This is a genomic window from Streptococcus sp. sy018 (genome assembly GCF_007859185.1).
In the GTDB taxonomy this organism is placed as follows: domain Bacteria; phylum Bacillota; class Bacilli; order Lactobacillales; family Streptococcaceae; genus Streptococcus.
The window spans coordinates 121243-141405 of sequence record NZ_VOHN01000002.1 but is presented as its reverse complement, the minus strand read 5'-3'; the positions used below and the strand labels follow the sequence as shown (position 1 = coordinate 141405).

The following is a 20163-nucleotide window of genomic DNA, read 5'->3' as shown; positions in this document are numbered from 1 at the left end:
GACTATAAATTTTAAGGAGAAACTGATGAAGATTTCTGAAGCCGAAGTGCGTCATGTCGCCAATCTCTCAAAATTGTCTTTTTCAGAAGAAGAAACCAGTCAATTTGCAGAGAGTTTGACCAAGATTGTTGATATGATTGAACTCTTAAATGAAGTAGATACGACAGGTGTTGCCGTCACAACAACGATGGCAGATACCATCAATATCATGCGTGAAGACGTGGCTGAAAAAGGAGAAGATCGTAAGCTCTTGTTCCAAAATGTACCTGAACATGAAAATAATTATATCAAAGTACCAGCTATCTTAGAAGATGGAGGAGATGCCTAATGACTTTTAATCATAAAACCATTGATGAGTTGCATCATCTTCTTGTTAAAAAGGAAATTTCTGCTCTTGAGTTGACCAAGGCGACTTTGGAGGATATTAAAGAGCGTGAAGAGGCAGTTGGCTCTTTCATTAGTTTGGCTGAAAATGAAGCGCTAGCTCAAGCGGAAGCCCTTGATAAACGTGGGATTGATTCAGAAAATGTCATGAGCGGTATTCCTTTGGCTGTTAAGGATAACATTTCAACTAAGGGGATTTTAACAACTGCTGCCTCAAAAATGCTTCACAACTACACACCAATTTTTGATGCGACTAGTGTCAGCAAGGCCTATGACAAGGACATGATTGTGATTGGTAAGACCAACATGGATGAATTTGCCATGGGTGGATCAACAGAAACATCTTATTTCAAGAAAACCAAAAATGCTTGGGATCAGAGCAAAGTCCCAGGTGGGTCATCTGGTGGTTCTGCCTCAGCTGTGGCGGCTGGTCAAGTGCGTCTGTCACTTGGTTCTGATACAGGTGGTTCAATCCGTCAACCAGCAGCCTTCAATGGCATTGTGGGCATGAAACCAAGCTATGGTCGTGTCTCACGTTATGGCTTGATTGCCTTTGGTAGTTCCTTGGATCAAATTGGGCCATTTGCTCCAACCGTCAAAGAAAATGCCCAACTACTAGACGTGATTTCTGGTTATGATGCCAAAGATTCAACATCAGCCAATCAGCCCTTGGACTTTACAAGTAAGATTGGTCAAGAGATTAAGGGGATGAAGATTGCCCTACCTAAGGAATACTTGGGTGAAGGTATCGATCCAGAGATTAAGGATAATATTTTAGCGGCAGCTAAACATCTTGAAAGTTTGGGAGCAATCGTTGAAGAAGTGAGCCTGCCTCATAGCAAGTATGGTGTTGCAGTGTACTATATCATCGCCTCATCAGAAGCCTCATCTAACCTGCAACGTTTTGACGGTATTCGTTATGGCTACCGTACTGAAAATGTCAATAACCTAGAGGATGTTTATGTCAACACACGCAGTGAAGGTTTCGGTGAAGAAGTTAAGCGTCGTATCATGCTAGGAACCTTTAGCTTGTCGTCTGGTTACTATGATGCCTATTTCAAAAAAGCAGGTCAGGTTAGAACCTTGATTATTGATGATTTTGCCAAGGTCTTTGCCAAGTATGATTTGATTTTGGGGCCAACAACGACAACGGTGGCCTATGACCTTGATTCTAAACATCATGACCCTGTTGCCATGTATTTGAGTGATTTGCTGACCATTCCAGTCAATTTGGCAGGCTTGCCAGCTATTTCAATCCCATCAGGTTTTGTTCAAGGTTTGCCAGTCGGTTTACAATTGATTGGTCCAAAATATAGCGAAGCGATTATTTATCAAGTGGCAGCAGCTTTTGAGGCGACAACAGATTATCATAAACAACAACCGATGATTTTTGGAGGTGCTAAGTAATGAATTTTGAAACCATTATCGGCTTGGAAGTCCATGTCGAATTAAAAACGAATTCTAAAATTTTCTCGCCATCTCCAGCCCACTTTGGTGAAGAAGCCAATGCTAACACCAATGTCATTGACTGGTCTTTCCCAGGGGTCTTGCCAGTGATTAACAAGGGTGTGATTGACGCAGGGATTAAGGCAGCCCTAGCCTTGAATATGGACATTCATAAAACCATGCACTTTGATCGCAAGAACTATTTTTATCCAGACAATCCCAAGGCTTATCAGATTTCTCAATTTGATGAACCGATTGGCTATAATGGTTCGATTGAGATTGAACTGCCAGATGGTTCGACTAAGACCATCCGTATTGAACGCGCTCATTTAGAAGAAGATGCTGGTAAAAATACTCATGGCACGGATGGCTACTCTTATGTCGATTTGAATCGTCAAGGGGTGCCTTTGATTGAGATTGTGTCAGAAGCAGATATGCGTAGCCCAGAAGAGGCCTATGCTTACCTCACTGCCTTGAAAGAAATTATCCAATATACAGGTATTTCTGACGTGAAGATGGAAGAAGGTTCGATGCGTGTCGATGCCAATATCTCTTTGCGTCCTTATGGTCAAGAAGCATTTGGTACTAAGACAGAATTGAAAAACCTTAACTCGTTCAATTATGTCCGTAAGGGCTTGGCTTATGAACAAAAACGCCAAGCAGAAATTCTACGTTCTGGTGGTCGTATTCAACAAGAAACCCGTCGTTATGATGAGGCAACTGGTGAAACCATTTTAATGCGTGTCAAAGAAGGGGCTAGTGATTACCGTTACTTCCCAGAGCCAGATTTGCCAATCTTTGAAATTGACGACTCTTGGATTCAAGCTGTTAGAAATGAATTGCCAGAATTTCCAAAAGAGCGTCGTGCTAAATATGTGAGCATGGGCTTGACAGACTATGATGCGGGGCAATTAACAGCTAGTAAGGTAACGTCAGACTTCTTTGAGGCAGCCATTGCACTAGGTGGTGATGCCAAACAAGTGTCTAACTGGTTGCAAGGAGAGGTAGCTCAGTATCTCAATACGGAAAGCAAAACCTTGGATCAAATTGCCCTTAGCCCTGAAAACTTAGTTGAGATGATTGGTTTGATTGCTGATGGAACGATTTCATCTAAAATCGCCAAGAAAGTCTTTGTTCATCTGGCTAAAAATGGTGGTTCGGCTAAGGCTTATGTGGAAAAAGCAGGGTTGGTACAGATTTCTGATCCAGACGTTTTGATTCCAATTATCCACCAAGTCTTTGCAGACAACGAGGCAGCCGTTCTTGACTTCAAGTCAGGCAAGCGTAATGCTGACAAGGCCTTTACAGGTTTCCTTATGAAAGCGACCAAAGGACAAGCCAATCCACAAGTCGCACAACAACTCCTCGCCCAAGAATTGCAGAAGTTGTTAGATTGATTTTGATTCCCCAAAGCAAGTTACTTGCCTTGGGGTTCTTTTTATCCGCAGTCTGTCTAGGGAACTTTGCTTATTTTTCATGCATTTTTTTGAAATTGTGCTATAATAAAAAAGACTATGTAGATGTGGAGAATGATGTGAGTATCGAAGATTATAGGCCCACCTTTGCGGTTGAGGCTGTTTATGATTTGACCCCTGAGAGTTTGCGTCGTAATGGGATTAAGGCGGTCTTGGTTGATTTGGACAATACCTTGATTGCGTGGAATAATCCTGATGGCACGCCAGAATTGCGTGCTTGGCTAGATGAAATGACCACTGCTGATATTCCTGTAGTAGTGGTATCCAATAACAAACATGTCAGAGTCAAACGAGCGGTTGAAAAATTTGGGGTAGATTTTGTTAGTCGTGCCATGAAGCCCTTTACCAAAGGCATTGACCAAGCGATTGAACGTTATGGTTTTCATCGTGAAGAAGTGGTCATGGTTGGTGATCAGTTGATGACTGATATCAGAGCCAGTCATCGAGCAGGTATTCGGTCGATTTTGGTTAAGCCCTTGGTCAATTCTGATGCTTGGAATACTAAATTTAACCGTGCTAGAGAACGTCGCATGTTGGCGAAGATTGAAGCCAAATATGGCAAGTTAGATTATCAGAAGGATATTTAAGTGGAAAGTTTACATTGTATTGGTTGTGGTATTGCGATTCAAACTCAAGATAAGGATAAAGCAGGTTTTACGCCTCAAGCAGCCTTGGACAAGGGAATGGCGGCAGGTCAGATTTACTGTCAACGTTGCTTTCGCTTGCGACACTATAATGAAATCACAGATGTCAATATCTCAGATGACGATTTTTTGAGTCTTTTACATAGTGTTGGTGACAGTCAAGCCTTGGTAGTCAATGTGGTTGATATTTTTGACTTTAATGGATCGATTATTCCAGGTTTGTCACGCTTTGTGGCAGGCAATGATATTTTACTAGTCGGCAATAAAAAGGACATTCTACCTAAGTCTGTTAAAGACAATAAAATCAATCAATGGTTAGTGGAACGAGCTCACGAAGAGGGTTTGCGTCCCTTAGACGTTGTCTTGACCAGTGCCCAAAATCAACAAGCCATTAAAGACTTGATTGATAAAATTGAGTATTATCGTAACGGACGAGATGTCTATGTGGTTGGTGTTACCAATGTCGGAAAGTCAACTTTAATCAATGCCATTATCCAAGAGATTACAGGCAATAAAGATCTGATTACCACATCACGCTTTCCGGGAACAACCTTGGATAAGATTGAGATTCCCCTGGACGACGGGTCTTATATTTTTGACACGCCAGGAATTATTCATCGTCATCAAATGGCCCACTACTTGACAGCTAAAAATCTCAAATATGTCAGTCCTAAAAAAGAAATCAAACCCAAGACTTATCAGCTAAATAGTGGTCAGACTCTCTTTTTATCTGGCTTGGCACGTTTTGACTATGTGTCAGGTGATAAACAAGGGTTTACAGGATTTTTTGATAATAATTTAAGTATTCACCGTACCAAGTTAGAGGGAGCAGATGACTTTTATGCCAAGCATAAGGGTGGCTTGCTCAATCCACCAAACCAAGAGGAATTGGCTAGTTTTCCAGACCTTGTGCCTCATGAATTTACTATCACTGAAAAAACGGATCTTGTTTTTTCAGGTCTAGGATGGATTCGAATGGGTCATCCAGCCAAGGTAGTTGCTTGGGCACCTAAGGGTGTGGCAGTTGTGATGCGTAAAGCCATTATTTAAGTAAAGGAAAGAGAAAATGTTAACCAGTAAACAACGTGCTTTTTTGAAAAGTCAGGCTCATAGCTTAAAACCAATTATTCAGATTGGTAAAAATGGTTTAAATGATCAGATCAAAACGAGTGTCCGTCATGCGTTAGATGCTAGGGAATTGATTAAGGTGACACTGTTACAGAACACTGATGAGGATATTCATGAGGTCGCAGAGATTTTAGAAGAAGAAATTGGTGTGGATACAGTCCTAAAGATTGGTCGTATCTTAATCTTATATAAAGAATCGAGTCGCAAAGAAAATCGTAAATTATCTCCTAAGGTTAAAGCTATCTAGGAGTAAAGTCAAGGAGGAACTATGGCAATTGAACTACTAACTCCTTTTACCAAGGTAGAATTAGAAGTTGAGCAAAAAGATCGTAATCGTCGCCAGATTGGTATTCTAGGTGGGAATTTTAATCCTGTACACAATGCCCATCTGGTAGTGGCGGATCAGGTTAGACAACAGTTAGGCCTAGATCAAGTTTTGTTAATGCCAGAATATTTGCCTCCTCATGTTGATAAAAAAGAAACCATTGATGAGAAGCATCGCTTAAAGATGCTTAATTTAGCCATTGAAGGAATAAAAGGCCTAGCCATTGAAACCTTGGAATTGGACCGTAAAGGCATCAGTTATACTTATGACAGCATGAAGCTGTTGACTGAACAAAATCCAGATGTGGATTATTATTTTATCATTGGAGCAGACATGGTAGAGTATCTGCCTAAATGGCATCGCATTGATGAATTGCTTCAATTGGTTCAGTTTGTCGGTGTGCAACGTCCCAAGTATAAGGCAGGGACTAGCTACCCAGTAATCTGGGTTGATGTGCCCTTGATGGATATTTCGTCTAGTATGGTTAGAGATTTTATCAAGAAACAGCGTCAACCTAATTTTCTCTTGCCACAATCGGTACTGTCTTATATTGAGAAAGAAGGGCTTTACCAATGACCTATGAGCGTTACATTTCAGGAGGGCGTGTCACTCTTTTGGAAAAAATGGCAGAGCAGCTTAGTTCTAAACGTTTCACCCATTGTCTAGGTGTAGAAAAGGCCAGTATTGAATTGGCAGAGCGATATGGTGTTGACAAGGAGCAAGCAGGTTTGGCAGGTCTGTTGCATGATTATGCCAAGGAATTGCCTGATCAGGAATTTCTAGACTTAATTGAACGCTATCAGTTGGATTCCCAACTTAAACAGTGGAACAATAATGTTTGGCACGGCCTAGTCGGTATTTATAAAATTCAAGAAGATTTAGGTTTGACTGATACAGCTATTTTGAGAGCTATCGAAATTCACACCGTAGGTAGTGCAGATATGTCTGACTTGGATAAGGTGGTCTATGTGGCGGATTATATCGAATGTGGACGTGATTTTCCAGGTGTGGAAAAGGCACGAGAACTCGCTTATCAATCACTCGATCAAGCCGTAGCCTATGAAACAGCGTCAACCATTAGCCATTTGATTCGACAAGGCCTAGCCGTTTATCCACAAACCTTGGCAACCTATAATGCCTATGTAAATTATTTGTAAAGAGAAAGATGATGACAGAAAAAGATTTATTAAAATTGATTGTAAAAGCCTGTGATGAAAAACGGGCAGAAGACCTAGTCATTATGGACTTGCGTCAGCTAACAACCATGACAGATTATTTTGTGATCGCCAGTAGCACCAATAGCCGTCAATTAGAAGCGATTTGTGACAATGTGCGTGACAAAATGAAGGAAGAAGAAATTGTTAGTCATGTTGAAGGTGACAGCAAGGCAGGTTGGGTCTTATTAGACTTAAACAGTGTAATTTTACACGTCTTCTCAGAAGATGAACGTTTGCATTACAATTTAGAAAAACTTTGGCATGAAGCACCCTTGCTTGATGTGGAAGAATTTTTAGGATAAGAAAAAGACCTTGTTCATCGAACAAGGTTTTCATAAAGGAGAAATCATGGCAACTTATGAAACCTTTGCATCAGTCTATGATGCCATTATGGATGATAGCCTCTATGACAAGTGGACTGATTTTAGTTTGCGTCATTTTCCAAAAGGGAAAAAGAAATTGTTAGAATTGGCCTGTGGAACAGGAACCCAGTCAGTACGGTTTGCTCAAGCAGGTTACGAGGTGACAGGATTAGATCTTAGTCAAGACATGCTTGATTTGGCAAAAAAACGTGCTCAATCAGCCAAACAGTCAGTGACCTTTATTCAAGGTAATATGCTAGATTTATCACAGGTTGGGCAGTTTGACCTCGTCACTTGTTATTCAGACTCGATTTGCTATATGGCAGATGAAGTTGAAGTTGGGGATGTTTTTGCACAAGTTTCGGCTTGTTTAGCAGATGACGGTGTCTTTATTTTTGATGTACATTCGACCTATCAGATGGAGCAAGTTTTTCCAGGTTACACCTATCATGAAAATCGTGAAGATTTTGCATTTGTTTGGGATACTTATGCGGACGAAGTACCGTATTCAGTGGTGCATGAGTTGACTTTTTTTGTTCAGGATGAAGATGGTCGTTTCACACGATTTGACGAAATTCATGAAGAGAGAACCTATGAAATCTTGACTTATGATATTCTTTTAGAGCAAGCCGGTTTTACAGATGTCAAGGTTTATGCTGATTTTGAAGATAAATCTCCTAATGAAAGCTCTGCTCGTTGGTTTTTTGTGGCTAAAAAATGACAGTTACAGGTATCATTGCAGAATTTAATCCCTTTCATCATGGTCATGCCTACCTGCTTAGTCAGGCACAAGGTCTAAAAGTTGTGGTCATGTCAGGTAATTTTATGCAGCGTGGCGAGCCTGCCATTATTGACAAATGGACAAGAACGCAAATGGCTTTGGCTCATGGCGCTGATATTGTTCTTGAGTTACCATTTTTGGTGGCTGTCCAGTCTGCCGATTATTTTGCCAAAGGAGCTGTTGACATTTTGGAACAAGTTGGGATTGACCATTTGACGTTTGGTACAGAAGACGTGTTAGACTATAATCATTTAGCCAATCTTTATCAAGAAAAAAAGGCAGAGATGGACTTGTTTATCAGCCAACTTCCCAAGTCTTTATCCTATCCTCAAAAGGCACAAGCCATGTGGTCAGCGTTTGCTCAGATTGATTTTTCTGGTAGTAGTCCAAATCATATTCTGGCTCTGGCTTATACCAAGGCAGTTGCTGGAAAAAAAATAAGATTGTGTCCCATAAAACGACTGGGCGCGGGTTTTCATGATGAACATAAGGCTGATTTTATGGCGTCCGCGACCGCCATTCGTCAACATCAAGCTGATTTGGACTTTGTTAATCAAGCCATGCCAGATCCAGCCTTGTTTATCCAGTCAGCCAAGGTTAGTTGGGATAATTATTTTAATCTCTTATGTTATCAGATTTTAACGCAAGATGATTTAACCCAGATTTATCAAGTCAATGAAGAATTGGCTAGTCGGTTGAAAAAGGGGGTTCGAAAGGCTAATAATTTTACAGAGTTATTGGAAAACCTGGCTACAAAACGTTACACCAAAGCTCGCTTACGACGCATTTTAACCTATATTTTAGTTAATGCGAGAGAAGCGAACTTGCCAGATGGTCTTCGGCTGTTGGGATTTTCTCAGGCTGGTCGAGATCATCTATCTCAATTAAAAAAAGACATCAAACTTATTAGTCGCATTGGTCAAACCAAGTGGGATCCACTGAGTCAACAAGCGGATCAGATTTACCAACTTGGTCACGCTGAGATTGTTGAACAAAACTGGGGACAAATCCCGATTTATTATCATTAGGAGGATGGATGTTGTCATGTTAGAAAGAAAAGATTGGTCTAGCTGGCAAAAAAGATTACTGACTGTAGTGATTTTGGCAAGTTTTTCTTTTCTTCTTTGTTTGCCTCAAGCCCTAACTAGAGAAGTGACGATGGGCGCAGATTCAATTTTTCATTATAATCGCTTTTATGAAGCGGCCATGCAGATTAAAAATCATAATTTTTCTTATTTTATTAGCTTGTATGGTTATCAGCAGTCTGGACGGATTGTTAATGCCTTATATGGCCCTTATTTTGCCTATTTTCAGGGGTTCTTGGTTTTACTAGGTCGAACATGGTTTGGTTATCACATTTTATCACGAACCTTACTAGGTTTTATTGCAGGCTCTTCTCTTTATCTCTTGATGAGGCGTTTGCAAGTTGCTAAACTCTATGCGCTGCTTTTATCTTTGTTTTTCATGACCACCTATGCCATCCAATATTGGACCATTTTACAAGGTTTTTCAAGTTGGGGAGCGGCCTTTTTTCCTTTGGGGCTTTTGGGAGTTGTGGATCTTTTTAAACATCGTAAGGCCAACCTAGTCTTGATTGCCTCTTCTATGGGGTTAATGCTACAGATTCATGTGCTATCAACCCTTTTCTTGTCTGTGATTTATATGGGGGTTGGAACTTACATACTGCTAGTGACTAAGAATAAATGGCATTTTATCAAAACGGTTATCGGATCTGTTTTTCTCTTTTTAGTGATGACCGCTAATGTTTGGCTACCGCTTATTCAACTTAATTTAGCCAATGAGCTTATTCAACCCTATATCAATAAAAAAATGGTAGAACAGACCATTACTGGTTTAGATCGTGCAGTGCTGGTCTCTCCATGGAGTCTCTTAGTTCTATTGGTTGCTCAAGTGATTCACTTTATTTGCTATTATAAGCGTTGGTCAAGTATCACTAAGGCTTTGATGTGGATTTACCTAAGTTTTCTCATCCTGTCGTCAGGTTTGTTCCCTTGGTTTTTATTAGCAGGACGTCAGATTGCCATTGTTGATTTGATTCAATTTCCCACTCGCTTTTTCTTCTATGCCATTCCCTTATTATTAGTGGTTGTTGGTTTACAATTAAGCCAAAGTCCTCAAAAGTACTTCAAAACTTATCGGATGTTTTTACTGGCTTGTTTAGTTATTGGCTTATCTTATACTTGGAAAGCCAGTTGGGATAATGTTGTCAAGAATTATCGCAGTGATACTTTTCTTCAAACCAAGGTTCATACCACCTTATTTGGAGAGAGTGAGGCTATTCGTAGAGCCTATCATGATGAGAATTTGAAAAAATTATTAGAATTAGTTAATCGTTCAACGCCAGACTATTTACCCAAAATTAAGAAACCAACGACACCAAATGGTCTTCGTTATATTAAGGAAAGTCGCTACGATCTTTATGAGAAATTTATCATACTAGACAACCTAAGATTTGATAAGGCAGTAGAGGGAAAAAATCTGATAGTGACTTGGCAGACCAATAACCAACAGTCACTTAATTTACCTGTGGTTGTTTATCGAGATACGCAATTAACCCTAAATGGCAAAAAACTTGCTACTAAAGATTACCAACTTAATGTAATTGGGACGCCGACCGTTTTGTCTCAAAAAGGAACGAATCAACTCTTGCTCAGCTATCAAGAACCATGGTGGCTATGGCCAAGCTTAGTATTATCCAGTAGTAGTTGCATCATACTTATCCTGATGCAGTTTAAAAAAATAAGATTTACCAATTCCTAACAAAATGCTATAATATAGAAGATTGATAAATAAAAAGGAGAACACTTATGGGACGCAAATGGGCAAATATCGTTGCCAAAAAAACCGCTAAAGACGGTGCTAACTCAAAAGTTTATGCTAAATTTGGTGTTGAGATTTATGTTGCTGCTAAACAAGGCGATCCAGATCCAGAAACTAACTCAGCCCTAAAATTTGTCTTGGATCGAGCAAAACAAGCTCAAGTGCCAAAACACGTTATTGATAAAGCCATTGACAAGGCTAAGGGTAATACTGATGAAACCTTTGTAGAAGGTCGCTATGAAGGCTTTGGACCAAATGGTTCAATGATTATCGTAGATACCTTAACCAGTAATGTCAACCGTACAGCAGCTAATGTACGTACAGCCTATGGTAAAAATGGTGGTAACATGGGAGCAGCAGGTTCTGTTTCTTACATGTTTGATAAAAAAGGTGTTATTGTTTTTGCAGGTGATGATGCAGACAAGATTTTTGAATTGCTTTTAGAAGCAGATGTCGAAGTCGATGATGTGGAAGCTGAAGAAGGAACAGTTACTGTTTATACAGCACCAACTGACCTACATAAAGGCCTAGAAGCTCTTCGTCAAGCAGGCATTAACGAGTTTCAAGTCACTGAGCTAGAAATGATTCCACAATCAGAAGTGACCCTTGAAGGGGATGATTTGGCAACCTTTGAAAAACTTATTGACGCTCTTGAAAGTGATGATGACGTGCAAAAGGTTTATCATAACGTGGCAGACAGGTAAACAGAGAATTTTTCTCTGTTTTTTCTATTTATCTAACTTGATAGAAGTAAACTATCAAGACGATAAAAACCAAGTATTAGGAAAATCATTTGAATCATGATAGAATAAATTTATCAGATAAAAGGAGAATAAAAGCATGAAAAAATTATTAACACTAGGTCTTTTAGCAGCCTCTGCTCTTACCTTGGTAGCATGTGGTTCTAAAACAAGTGATAGTGCATCAGAAACATCAGGTAAAGAAAAAATTACTCTTGCAACGGTTGGTACAACCCGTCCGTTCTCTTATGAAGATGACAAGGGAAATTTGACAGGTTATGATATTGAAGTTGCAAAAGCTGTTTTTGAAGGCAGCGATAAGTATGAAGTGACCTATCAAAAAACAGAATGGTCATCAATCTTTACAGGTTTAGATAGCGACAAATTCCAAATCGGAGCAAACAACATCAGCTACACTGCCGAGCGTGCCAATAAGTACCTATACTCAAATCCAATCGCCTCAAATCCAAGTGTTTTAGTGGTACAAAAAGGTAGTGATATTAAAAGTTATGATGATATCGCAGGTCGTACAACCCAAGTCGTTCAAGGAACTACATCGGCTGCTCAGCTAGAAACCTACAACGAAGAAAACAAAGACAAGCCAGTTGAATTGAGTTATACAAACGAAAACATCACAACCATTCTTCGTAATGTGAATGAAGGTAAATTTGATTTCAAGATTTTTGATAAAATCGCAGTGAATTCAATTGTCAAGAGCCAAGGTTTGGACAATGTTGAAGTGATTGAATTGCCAAGCGATCAACAACCTTATGTTTACATGATTTTTGGTCAAGATCAAACAGACCTGCAAACCTTTGTCAATAAACGTATTAAAGAACTTTATGACAACGGCACACTTGAAAAAATCTCACAAGAATACCTAGAAGGTAGCTACCTACCAGCAAGTGCTGATGTGAAATAAGAAAAATCCTCCACTTATTGATTAGAGTGGAGGATTTGATCTTTTTAGTAAACAGGATGAAATAATATCTAGTATTTATTTAGATGAATGGTCGTAGATATTTAATAGATGATGAGCAATACGTTTAGTGGCTACACGAGGTAAGAAGATAGAAATAAAATTTTTGATAATAATACTAATAACGTAGAAAAGTAGTAAAAAAACTAGGATGTCTATAAAATTGAGATTCCAGTTACTTATCATATCTTTCATATCTTGAATCTTAGGCTCTGCTATAATTGTTATGATAAGAGATAAGATAGTAGATAAGATAAAATTTTGTGTAAGAGGCTTTATGTTGTAATTTAATTCATTTTTTAATTTATTGAAATCAGATTTAGGCAAATCTTTTATTGGTTTTAAGTAAGTTTCATCATCTAAATACTGTGTCTTATCTTCTCTATACTCTAAACAAACATAGAGTGTCATAATTATAGATACACCAATAATTATTCCCAGTATGCCAATAATAGAGATGGGAAAAGTGCTTAAATAAGTAATAATAAAAATAATACTAAAAATCAAAGTAAGGATACTAATCATCTTTAGATGTTCTTTCTTGTTTTTTTTCCTCATTTCATAAATTGATTTAAAGGTATTGTTGTATAGTTGAGTTTTACTGTTGTCCCACTTTTTTTGAGCAGTACTCATTTGTTTGTCCTTTCTTTTTAAAATAAGAGATCTTAGGCTTTTGTTGTCAACCTTATAATATCATACATACAAATAAATAACCAACCTTCTTTCACTAAATGATAAGGAAAATATTGGTTAAAAAACTAGAGAAAATCTCCTCTCGGGAGAAAGCGGTTACTTTAAAAAAGTTATTGATATAGATAAAAACTATACATAAGACAAGTTTTTAACAGTTTGATTTTTATAACAGGCTATGGGATAATAAATTCATCAAAACAAAAGAGGTATTTATTGATGAAATTGAAAAAGATTTTAGGTATTGCCAGTTTGGCACTTGTATCAGGTTTTGTCTTGGCTGCTTGTGGTCAAAAATCAACTAGCTCAGATGACGCTAAAACAGTAACCGTTGGTGTGATGACAAAAACAGAATCTGACGATGCACGTTGGAGTAAAATTCAAGAACTTCTTAAAGCAGATGGTATCACTTTGGAGTATAAGGAATTTACAGACTACTCACAACCTAACAAGGCCTTGGCTAACGGTGAGGTTGATATCAATGCCTTCCAACATTATAACTTCTTAGATAATTGGAATGAAGAAAACAAGGGAGATTTGGTTGCGATTGCGGAAACTTATATCAGTCCAATTCATCTCTTCTCAGGAACTGACAGTTCAGGTAAAGCTAAATATACAGAACTTAGCCAACTACCAGACAATGCAACGATTGCTGTACCAAACGATGCCACTAACGAAAGTCGTGTCCTATACGTTCTTGAATCAGCAGGCTTGATTAAATTGAACGTTTCAGGTAAGGAATTTGCGACAGTAGCTAATATTACTGAAAACAAAAAGAACTTACAAATCAAGGAAGTTGACGCGTCACAAACGGCTCGTTCATTGACATCAGTTGATGCAGCCTTTGTAAACAATAGTTACGCTGTCCCAGCAGGTATTGACTACTCAACATCATTGCTTAAAGAAGAAGTAAACGATAACTCTAAACAATGGATCAACATCTTGGCTGGTCAAAAAGACTGGGAGTCTTCAGCTAAGGCAGATGCCATTAAGAAAATCATTGAAGTTTACCATACTGATGATGTGAAAAAAGTTATTGATGAAACTTCAGATGGTGTCGATGTTCCAGTTTGGTAGAATGATATGAGATTAAGGAGTGAGGAAAAGCGAGGTTGCTGCTAGTTTTCCTGCTCCTTTCTTTACGAATATAAGGAAAAGATAGATATGACAAGTGAAAAAGCTGATATTCAGGCCTTTTGGTCAGATTCAATTGTTCAAGATTATTTGATGGTTTTACGCGATTTGATTGCCAAAAAATCAATCTATGCTCAAGGTATTGGCCTTTTAGAAGTGGCCCACTTTTTAGCAGAAACTTTTCGTAAAGCAGGTGCTCAAGTGACACTCGATGATAGTTATACCGCTCCTTTTGTAATGGCCGAGTTTAAGAGTGAGCAAGCAAATGCCAAGACCATCATTTTCTACAACCATTATGACACTGTTCCAGCTGACGCTGACCAAATCTGGACGAGCGATCCGTTTACCATGACCATACGAGATGATATTATCTACGGACGGGGTGTTGATGATGACAAGGGGCATATCACAGCTCGCTTGACAGCTATGATGAAGGTTCTGCAAGAAGGTCAAGGCCTGCCAGTTAATGTCATTTTTATCATGGAAGGGGCTGAAGAATCAGCTTCTGTTGACTTGGATAAGTATCTAGCTAAATATAGTGCCAAGTTGTCTAAGGCAGATTTATTGATTTGGGAACAGGGAAATCGCAATAATCTAGGCCAGCTTGAAATCTACGGTGGCAACAAGGGGATTTTGACCTTTGATGCGCATGTTAAGAGTGCAGATTTGGATATTCATTCTAGCTATGGTGGTGTCGTGGAATCAAGTATTTGGTACTTGATTCAGGCACTTAATAGTTTACGAGAAGCAGAGGGTTCCTTGTTAATTGAGGGTTTGACAGATGAGTTACTTGAACCAAATGAGCGAGAAATGGCTCTTATTCAGAAACATGCCCAACTAAGTCCAGAAAAATTACAGGCTATCTATGGCTTGGAATTACCTATTTTGGTTGAAGAGCGTGAAGTCTTCTTGAAACGTTTTTATTTTGAACCGTCGATTGCTATTGAAGGCTTGTGGTCGGGCTATCAAGGAAGTGGTGTCAAGACGATTTTGCCAGGTCAAGCCCATGCAAAATTGGAGATTCGTCTAGTTCCTAATCTCAGTCCGCAGGATGTCTTTGACAAGGTCAAAGAACAATTGGTCAAAAATGGCTTTTCTCAAGTGGAATTGACCTATACTTTGGGCGAAAAGAGCTATCGCAGTGATATGAGTCATGATGCCATTATCCGAGTGATAGAACTGGCTAAGGCTCACTATGAAGAGGGTGTGGCTATTTTGCCGACTTCAGCAGGTACAGGTCCTATGCACACGGTTTTTGATGCCCTAGGCGTGCCGATTGCTGCCTTTGGAATGGGGAATCCCAATAGTCGAGACCATGCTGGAGATGAAAATGTAACGGTAGCAGATTACTACCGTCATGTGAAACTAATAGAGGAGTTAATCAGAAGTTATGGCAAATGAAATTATTAACTTAGAACATATTGATATTACCTTTCATCAGAAGAAACGAGTGATTGAAGCCGTCAAAGATGTCAGTATCACAATTAACCAAGGGGATATTTATGGTATTGTTGGTTATTCTGGTGCTGGAAAATCAACCTTGGTTCGTGTCATCAACCTGTTGCAAAAACCGACCAAGGGTCGTGTGGTCATTGATAGTGATGTGATTTTTGATAATGACAAGCCTGTTTTGACAGCGACTCAGTTGCGAGAGAAACGTCGTGATATTGGCATGATTTTTCAACACTTTAACCTAATGTCACAAAAAACTGCTCGAGAAAATGTTGCTTTTGCTCTGAAACATTCTGACTTGAGTAAGGAAGAAAAAGATAAAAAAGTGACAGAACTCTTGGGTCTGGTTGGCTTGGCGGATCGTGCTGACAATTACCCCTCACAACTATCTGGTGGGCAAAAACAACGTGTCGCCATCGCTCGTGCCCTTGCTAATGATCCTAAGATTTTGATTTCAGATGAATCAACCAGTGCCTTGGATCCAAAAACCACCAAGCAAATTTTGAGTCTTTTACAAAATCTAAATGAAAAATTAGGTTTGACCATTGTCATGATTACCCATGAAATGCAGATAGTTAAAGATATTTGTAATCGTGTTGCGGTTATGCAAAATGGTGTGCTGATTGAAGAAGGCAGTGTATTGGATATTTTCTCTAACCCACAGCAAGTCTTAACTCAGGAATTTATCCAAACGGCTACTGGATTGGATGAGGCTCTGATCAAGATTGAAAAGCAAGATATTGTAGCTAATCTAGCGGATGATTCGATTTTAGTTGAGTTAAAATATGCGGGAACGTCAACCGATGAGCCGATTCTTAATCAGATTTATAAAGAATTTGATGTCAGTGCCAATATCCTTTATGGCAATATTGAAATTCTAGACCATGTGCCAGTTGGTGAATTGGTCGTTATCCTATCTGGTCAAACGGACAATTTGGCTAGTGCATTAACTGCCCTAGAAAAAGCTGGGGTATCTGTTGTTGTATTGAAAAGAGGTGCCTAGATGAGTGAATTGATTCAAACCTATTTGCCTAACGTCTATGCGTTGGGGTGGTCTGGTGATGCAGGTTGGGGAACTGCTCTGTTTAATACCCTTTATATGACCTTAATTCCTTTTGTTATCGGTGGCATTTTGGGCTTGGTTGCCGGTTTATTATTGGTAATGACTAAACCAGGTGGTGTGATCGAAAATAAATTAGTTTTTTGGGTTTTGGATAAGGTGACATCGGTCTTTCGTGCCATTCCCTTTATTCTCTTGTTAGCTATTATGTTCCCTGTTGCGCTTCTTTTGGTTGGAACCATGCTTGGACCTGATGCGGCCAATGTGTCGCTTTCTGTGGCAGTATTTCCTTTTTTTGCTCGTCAAGTGCAGGTGGTTCTGTCTGAGTTGGACAAGGGAATTATTGAAGCAGCTCAAGCGTCAGGTGGGACCACATGGGATATTGTGGGCGTATATTTGACAGAAGGTTTGCCAGATTTGATTCGTGTGTCAACGGTGACCTTGATTTCCTTGGTTGGTGAAACAGCCATGGCAGGCGCAATCGGAGCAGGTGGTCTAGGTAACGTTGCCATTTCTTATGGTTATAATCGTTATAATAATGATGTGACTTGGGTGGCAACTCTGATGATTTTGATTTTGATTTTTGCCATTCAGTTCCTAGGGGATTTCTTAACCAAAAAGGTAAGTCATAAATAATTTTTAGATAAAGAAAATACGCTTAGTGATGACTAAGCGTATTTATTATGCTTTGATTTTATCTAAAGCAAGACCTAGAATAAAGCCAACCAATGCAAAACAAATCCAACCTAATTGAAATTGTCCTAAGGGAAGGATTTGGGTAAAGAAATGACTGATACTAGATGGGATAAAATCCATGTTTAATTGACCAGCTAGGGTAGATAATGAATCGTAAAGGGCAGCAACAGAAGCCCAAATCAGAGTTGAAACATAAACGATTTTTTTATCTTTAAACCATTTGCCTGTTAAGGTCAATACAATCAAGCTAATCGCAATAGGATAAAGGAAGAAGAGCATGGCAAGAGAAGCTTTAATGATGCCATTTAGCCCACTAAAGTAAAGAAAAGTACCAATTAAGGTCATTATAGCAGACCAGCGAGCATGAGATAGTTTTGGCAACAAAGTGTGGAAATAATCTGCACTAGCCACCACTAAACCTGACGATGTTGACAAACAAGCCAGAAAGACAGCTAATGAAAGGGTTAATTGCCCAAAGGTTCCAAAATAATTGCGAGCCGCGATACTGAGAACAGTTCCACCATCTACACCTGCTCTATTAAGGACAAAGAGCCCATCTTGCATGTTAAATAAGCCTTGTGATACCGAACCTAAACGAGCAATAAAGATATAAATAATGGCAAGAAAGGCGGTTGTGATGACACCAGCTTTGAGTGAAATGATGGCAACATCATGTTTAGATTTAGCTCCAAATTGTTTGGCTGAGCTAATCACAACATTGATAAACATAAAGGCAGCTAGAGCGTCCAGTGTTCCATAGCCTTGAAGGAGTCCGGCGATAAATGGCACATCAGAAAAGGCATTTGATAAATCATTGGCTGCATTATAACTATTATTAGGAGAAGTCGCTGCGGGACTGATATAAGACCCGATAATTAGAGTTGCAATAACCAAGAGTAGTGCTGGCGTGAGGTGTTTACCAATATTATCAGCGATTTTACTTGGTTTAACAGCGATTAGGTAGGTTAAGCCAAAGAAAATCAGACCATAGATAAGTTTGCTGATGAGGTCATTGCCGAAGAATGGAGCCACACCAACAGAAAAGGAAACAGCACCTGTTCTAGAAATAGAAAAGAGAGGACCGATTGCCAGATTAAGCACCGTCATAAAGGTAACGGCAAACCATTTGGAAACGCGTTTTTCAATCATGTCTTGGGCATTATCGCTACCAGAATAAGAAATGGCAATAACGGCTAATAGCGGGAGTGTCACTGCTGATAAGCAAAATCCAAGAATGGCAAGCCATAGGTTGCTACCAGAGTAGATACCTAGAAAAGCAGGATAGGTTAGGTTTGAAGCACCAAAAAACATGGCAAATAACATCAAACCAATAATTAAATACTTATTTTGAGTAGATTTCATTTATTTTTCCTTATCGGTTAATTGAGATAAAAAGATAAGTTAGTTATCTTAATTAACCATTGTACCCTAGTCCTAAACATTCGTCAATAGCCTTATAAATCAAGGAAATCTTGTGAAAATTGACATAAATAGTCTTGAATTTTTTTTTTTTTTTAGGTACTATAGTAATATTATTATTTTCTAAAGGAGTAAAGAAATGAAAGAAATTCAATTTTGGAAACGACTGAGTTTGATTCAGCGAATCATTATCGGTGTCGTTATTGGAGCGATTTTAGGTCTTGTTGTTCCCTCATGGTCAGTGATTGGCTTGTTTGGTACCGTCTTTGTAGGTGCCTTAAAAGGTGTTGCGCCTGTATTGGTATTTGTTTTGGTTGTCCATGCCTTATCACAATCTAAACAAGGGCAACAAAGCAACATGAAAAGTGTCATTATCCTTTATTTGCTTGTGACCTTTGCAGCAGCTTTTGTAGCTGTCTTGGCTAGTTTTGCTTTTCCTGTCACACTGAACCTATCAGGAGCAGCCACAGATACGTCATCAGCTCCACAAGGGATTGCGGAAGTTTTCAACACTTTTATCACCAACATTGTTGATAACCCGCTTAATGCCATTGCCAATGCCAACTACATCGGTGTCTTATCTTGGGCAGTTCTTTTTGGTTTGGCTTTGCGTCAAGCGAGTGATTCGATTAAAGATGGTCTAGGACAAATTTCTGATGCGACTTCAAAAGTGGTAACATGGGTCATTGAGATGGCACCATTCGGGATTATGGGCTTAGTATTTGCGACAATCTCACAAAATGGTTTAGATATTCTAACCACATACGGTCGTTTGTTACTTGTATTGGTTGGCACTATGGCTGTTGTCGCATTGGTTGTTAACCCATTGATTGCTTTTATTGTGATGAAAAAAAATCCCTATCCATTGGTTTTCCGTTGTTTGAAAGAAAGTGGTATCTCAGCCTTCTTCACGCGTAGTTCAGCAGCAAATATTCCTGTTAATATGCGTCTTTGTAAGGAACTTGGCTTGAATGAAGATATGTATTCAGTATCAATTCCACTGGGAGCAACGATCAACATGGGTGGTGCAGCCATTACTATCACTGTTTTAACCTTGGCTGCAGTGAATACCTTGGGAATTTCTGTAGATTTCCCAACGGCTTTCTTACTTAGTGTGATTGCTGCCTTATCAGCATGTGGTGCGTCAGGAGTTGCAGGTGGCTCTTTACTTTTGATTCCTTTAGCTTGTAGCTTGTTTGGAATTGATGGCAACATTGCTGCTGAGGTTGTTGGTGTTGGGTTCATCATTGGTGTGATTCAAGATTCATGTGAGACAGCCATCAACTCATCAACAGACGTTCTCTTTACTGCTGTAGCTGAAAAATCAGCCTGGGGTAAAAAATAAGAACATCAGAGTTGTTGTTTCATAAATTAACAGGTTGAACAGATC

21 protein-coding genes are annotated in these 20163 nt (G+C 39.2%); 19 read left to right on the top strand and 2 right to left on the bottom strand.

Translation table 11 applies throughout. From position 1 onward, the window contains the following. The first annotated feature begins 25 nt into the window (after window positions 1-25). The 14 genes from gatC to FRX52_RS02975 all read left to right on the top strand — a co-directional run bounded on the left by gatC (window position 26) and on the right by FRX52_RS02975 (window position 12265). On the top strand, window positions 26-328 hold the full coding sequence (gatC, locus tag FRX52_RS03040; RefSeq protein WP_146460874.1) for an Asp-tRNA(Asn)/Glu-tRNA(Gln) amidotransferase subunit GatC: 303 nt from the start codon (window positions 26-28) through the stop codon (window positions 326-328). Continuing rightward, entirely contained in the window at window positions 328-1791 is a 1464-nt protein-coding gene (gene gatA / locus FRX52_RS03035) for an Asp-tRNA(Asn)/Glu-tRNA(Gln) amidotransferase subunit GatA (RefSeq protein ID WP_146538452.1), read from the top strand. The genes gatC and gatA overlap by 1 nt, the downstream gene beginning before the upstream one ends. Then, window positions 1791-3227 (top strand): Asp-tRNA(Asn)/Glu-tRNA(Gln) amidotransferase subunit GatB, encoded by a 1437-nt coding sequence (gene gatB, locus FRX52_RS03030; RefSeq protein ID WP_146538451.1) that lies wholly within the window; start codon window positions 1791-1793, stop codon window positions 3225-3227. The genes gatA and gatB overlap by 1 nt, the downstream gene beginning before the upstream one ends. A 137-nt stretch (window positions 3228-3364) precedes the next feature. Next, entirely contained in the window at window positions 3365-3892 is a 528-nt protein-coding gene (locus FRX52_RS03025) for a YqeG family HAD IIIA-type phosphatase (RefSeq protein ID WP_146538450.1), read from the top strand. After that, on the top strand, window positions 3893-4999 hold the full coding sequence (yqeH, locus tag FRX52_RS03020; RefSeq protein ID WP_146538449.1) for a ribosome biogenesis GTPase YqeH: 1107 nt from the start codon (window positions 3893-3895) through the stop codon (window positions 4997-4999). It begins immediately after the preceding gene. Between the two features lie 16 nt (window positions 5000-5015). Further along, entirely contained in the window at window positions 5016-5324 is a 309-nt protein-coding gene (yhbY, locus tag FRX52_RS03015; RefSeq protein ID WP_146460885.1) for a ribosome assembly RNA-binding protein YhbY, read from the top strand. Window positions 5325-5345: 21 nt separating this feature from the next. Next, window positions 5346-5978 (top strand): nicotinate-nucleotide adenylyltransferase, encoded by a 633-nt coding sequence (locus FRX52_RS03010; RefSeq protein WP_146460886.1) that lies wholly within the window; start codon window positions 5346-5348, stop codon window positions 5976-5978. Beyond that, on the top strand, window positions 5975-6559 hold the full coding sequence (gene yqeK / locus FRX52_RS03005; RefSeq protein WP_146538448.1) for a bis(5'-nucleosyl)-tetraphosphatase (symmetrical) YqeK: 585 nt from the start codon (window positions 5975-5977) through the stop codon (window positions 6557-6559). Before FRX52_RS03010 ends, yqeK begins: the two co-directional genes overlap by 4 nt. A gap of 11 nt (window positions 6560-6570) precedes the next feature. Continuing rightward, window positions 6571-6921 carry a ribosome silencing factor gene (gene rsfS, locus FRX52_RS03000; RefSeq protein ID WP_146538447.1) on the top strand — a complete coding sequence of 117 codons (351 nt, stop codon included), beginning with the start codon at window positions 6571-6573 and terminating at the stop codon, window positions 6919-6921. A 46-nt stretch (window positions 6922-6967) separates the two neighbouring features. Next, entirely contained in the window at window positions 6968-7702 is a 735-nt protein-coding gene (locus tag FRX52_RS02995) for a class I SAM-dependent methyltransferase (RefSeq protein ID WP_146538446.1), read from the top strand. Continuing rightward, on the top strand, window positions 7699-8790 hold the full coding sequence (locus tag FRX52_RS02990) for a nucleotidyltransferase (protein WP_146538445.1): 1092 nt from the start codon (window positions 7699-7701) through the stop codon (window positions 8788-8790). The genes FRX52_RS02995 and FRX52_RS02990 overlap by 4 nt, the downstream gene beginning before the upstream one ends. 16 nt (window positions 8791-8806) lie before the next feature. Further along, entirely contained in the window at window positions 8807-10543 is a 1737-nt protein-coding gene (locus FRX52_RS02985) for a hypothetical protein (protein WP_146538444.1), read from the top strand. Between the two features lie 47 nt (window positions 10544-10590). After that, entirely contained in the window at window positions 10591-11307 is a 717-nt protein-coding gene (locus FRX52_RS02980) for a YebC/PmpR family DNA-binding transcriptional regulator (RefSeq protein ID WP_146538443.1), read from the top strand. A gap of 136 nt (window positions 11308-11443) precedes the next feature. After that, entirely contained in the window at window positions 11444-12265 is an 822-nt protein-coding gene (locus tag FRX52_RS02975) for an amino acid ABC transporter substrate-binding protein (RefSeq protein ID WP_146538442.1), read from the top strand. 75 nt (window positions 12266-12340) lie between these two features. Here FRX52_RS02975 and FRX52_RS02970 read toward each other — a convergent pair whose 3' ends face one another. Beyond that, window positions 12341-12955, bottom strand: coding sequence for a hypothetical protein (locus FRX52_RS02970; protein WP_146538441.1), 615 nt, complete (start codon window positions 12953-12955; stop codon window positions 12341-12343). 276 nt (window positions 12956-13231) lie between these two features. Here FRX52_RS02970 and FRX52_RS02965 point away from each other — a divergent pair, with 276 nt between their 5' ends. From FRX52_RS02965 to FRX52_RS02950, 4 genes are all read left to right on the top strand, one after another. Then, on the top strand, window positions 13232-14089 hold the full coding sequence (locus FRX52_RS02965) for a MetQ/NlpA family ABC transporter substrate-binding protein (RefSeq protein WP_146495628.1): 858 nt from the start codon (window positions 13232-13234) through the stop codon (window positions 14087-14089). 87 nt (window positions 14090-14176) lie between these two features. After that, window positions 14177-15547 (top strand): M20/M25/M40 family metallo-hydrolase, encoded by a 1371-nt coding sequence (locus FRX52_RS02960; RefSeq protein WP_398586893.1) that lies wholly within the window; start codon window positions 14177-14179, stop codon window positions 15545-15547. Further along, complete coding sequence (locus tag FRX52_RS02955) at window positions 15537-16601, top strand: methionine ABC transporter ATP-binding protein (RefSeq protein ID WP_146538439.1); 1065 nt, start codon at window positions 15537-15539, stop codon at window positions 16599-16601. The genes FRX52_RS02960 and FRX52_RS02955 overlap by 11 nt, the downstream gene beginning before the upstream one ends. Further along, complete coding sequence (locus FRX52_RS02950) at window positions 16602-17294, top strand: methionine ABC transporter permease (protein WP_146538438.1); 693 nt, start codon at window positions 16602-16604, stop codon at window positions 17292-17294. A 45-nt stretch (window positions 17295-17339) separates the two neighbouring features. Here FRX52_RS02950 and brnQ read toward each other — a convergent pair whose 3' ends face one another. Next, window positions 17340-18716 (bottom strand): branched-chain amino acid transport system II carrier protein, encoded by a 1377-nt coding sequence (brnQ, locus tag FRX52_RS02945; RefSeq protein WP_146538437.1) that lies wholly within the window; start codon window positions 18714-18716, stop codon window positions 17340-17342. A gap of 196 nt (window positions 18717-18912) precedes the next feature. On the opposite strand from brnQ, the gene sstT reads away from it, so the two are divergent. Then, window positions 18913-20118, top strand: a complete 1206-nt coding sequence (gene sstT / locus FRX52_RS02940) for a serine/threonine transporter SstT (protein WP_146495635.1) — start codon at window positions 18913-18915, stop codon at window positions 20116-20118. Window positions 20119-20163: the final 45 nt, after the last annotated feature.

Coding starts and splice junctions, on each gene's coding strand:
- gatC (WP_146460874.1), top strand. CDS start 26: ATGAAGATTTCTGAAGCCGAAGTGCGTCATGTCGCCAATCTCTCAAAA.
- gatA (WP_146538452.1), top strand. CDS start 328: ATGACTTTTAATCATAAAACCATTGATGAGTTGCATCATCTTCTTGTT.
- gatB (WP_146538451.1), top strand. CDS start 1,791: ATGAATTTTGAAACCATTATCGGCTTGGAAGTCCATGTCGAATTAAAA.
- yhbY (WP_146460885.1), top strand. CDS start 5,016: ATGTTAACCAGTAAACAACGTGCTTTTTTGAAAAGTCAGGCTCATAGC.
- FRX52_RS03010 (WP_146460886.1), top strand. CDS start 5,346: ATGGCAATTGAACTACTAACTCCTTTTACCAAGGTAGAATTAGAAGTT.
- yqeK (WP_146538448.1), top strand. CDS start 5,975: ATGACCTATGAGCGTTACATTTCAGGAGGGCGTGTCACTCTTTTGGAA.
- rsfS (WP_146538447.1), top strand. CDS start 6,571: ATGACAGAAAAAGATTTATTAAAATTGATTGTAAAAGCCTGTGATGAA.
- FRX52_RS02995 (WP_146538446.1), top strand. CDS start 6,968: ATGGCAACTTATGAAACCTTTGCATCAGTCTATGATGCCATTATGGAT.
- FRX52_RS02990 (WP_146538445.1), top strand. CDS start 7,699: ATGACAGTTACAGGTATCATTGCAGAATTTAATCCCTTTCATCATGGT.
- FRX52_RS02985 (WP_146538444.1), top strand. CDS start 8,807: ATGTTAGAAAGAAAAGATTGGTCTAGCTGGCAAAAAAGATTACTGACT.
- FRX52_RS02980 (WP_146538443.1), top strand. CDS start 10,591: ATGGGACGCAAATGGGCAAATATCGTTGCCAAAAAAACCGCTAAAGAC.
- FRX52_RS02975 (WP_146538442.1), top strand. CDS start 11,444: ATGAAAAAATTATTAACACTAGGTCTTTTAGCAGCCTCTGCTCTTACC.
- FRX52_RS02970 (WP_146538441.1), bottom strand. CDS start 12,955: ATGAGTACTGCTCAAAAAAAGTGGGACAACAGTAAAACTCAACTATAC.
- FRX52_RS02965 (WP_146495628.1), top strand. CDS start 13,232: ATGAAATTGAAAAAGATTTTAGGTATTGCCAGTTTGGCACTTGTATCA.
- FRX52_RS02960 (WP_398586893.1), top strand. CDS start 14,177: ATGACAAGTGAAAAAGCTGATATTCAGGCCTTTTGGTCAGATTCAATT.
- FRX52_RS02955 (WP_146538439.1), top strand. CDS start 15,537: ATGGCAAATGAAATTATTAACTTAGAACATATTGATATTACCTTTCAT.
- FRX52_RS02950 (WP_146538438.1), top strand. CDS start 16,602: ATGAGTGAATTGATTCAAACCTATTTGCCTAACGTCTATGCGTTGGGG.
- brnQ (WP_146538437.1), bottom strand. CDS start 18,716: ATGAAATCTACTCAAAATAAGTATTTAATTATTGGTTTGATGTTATTT.
- sstT (WP_146495635.1), top strand. CDS start 18,913: ATGAAAGAAATTCAATTTTGGAAACGACTGAGTTTGATTCAGCGAATC.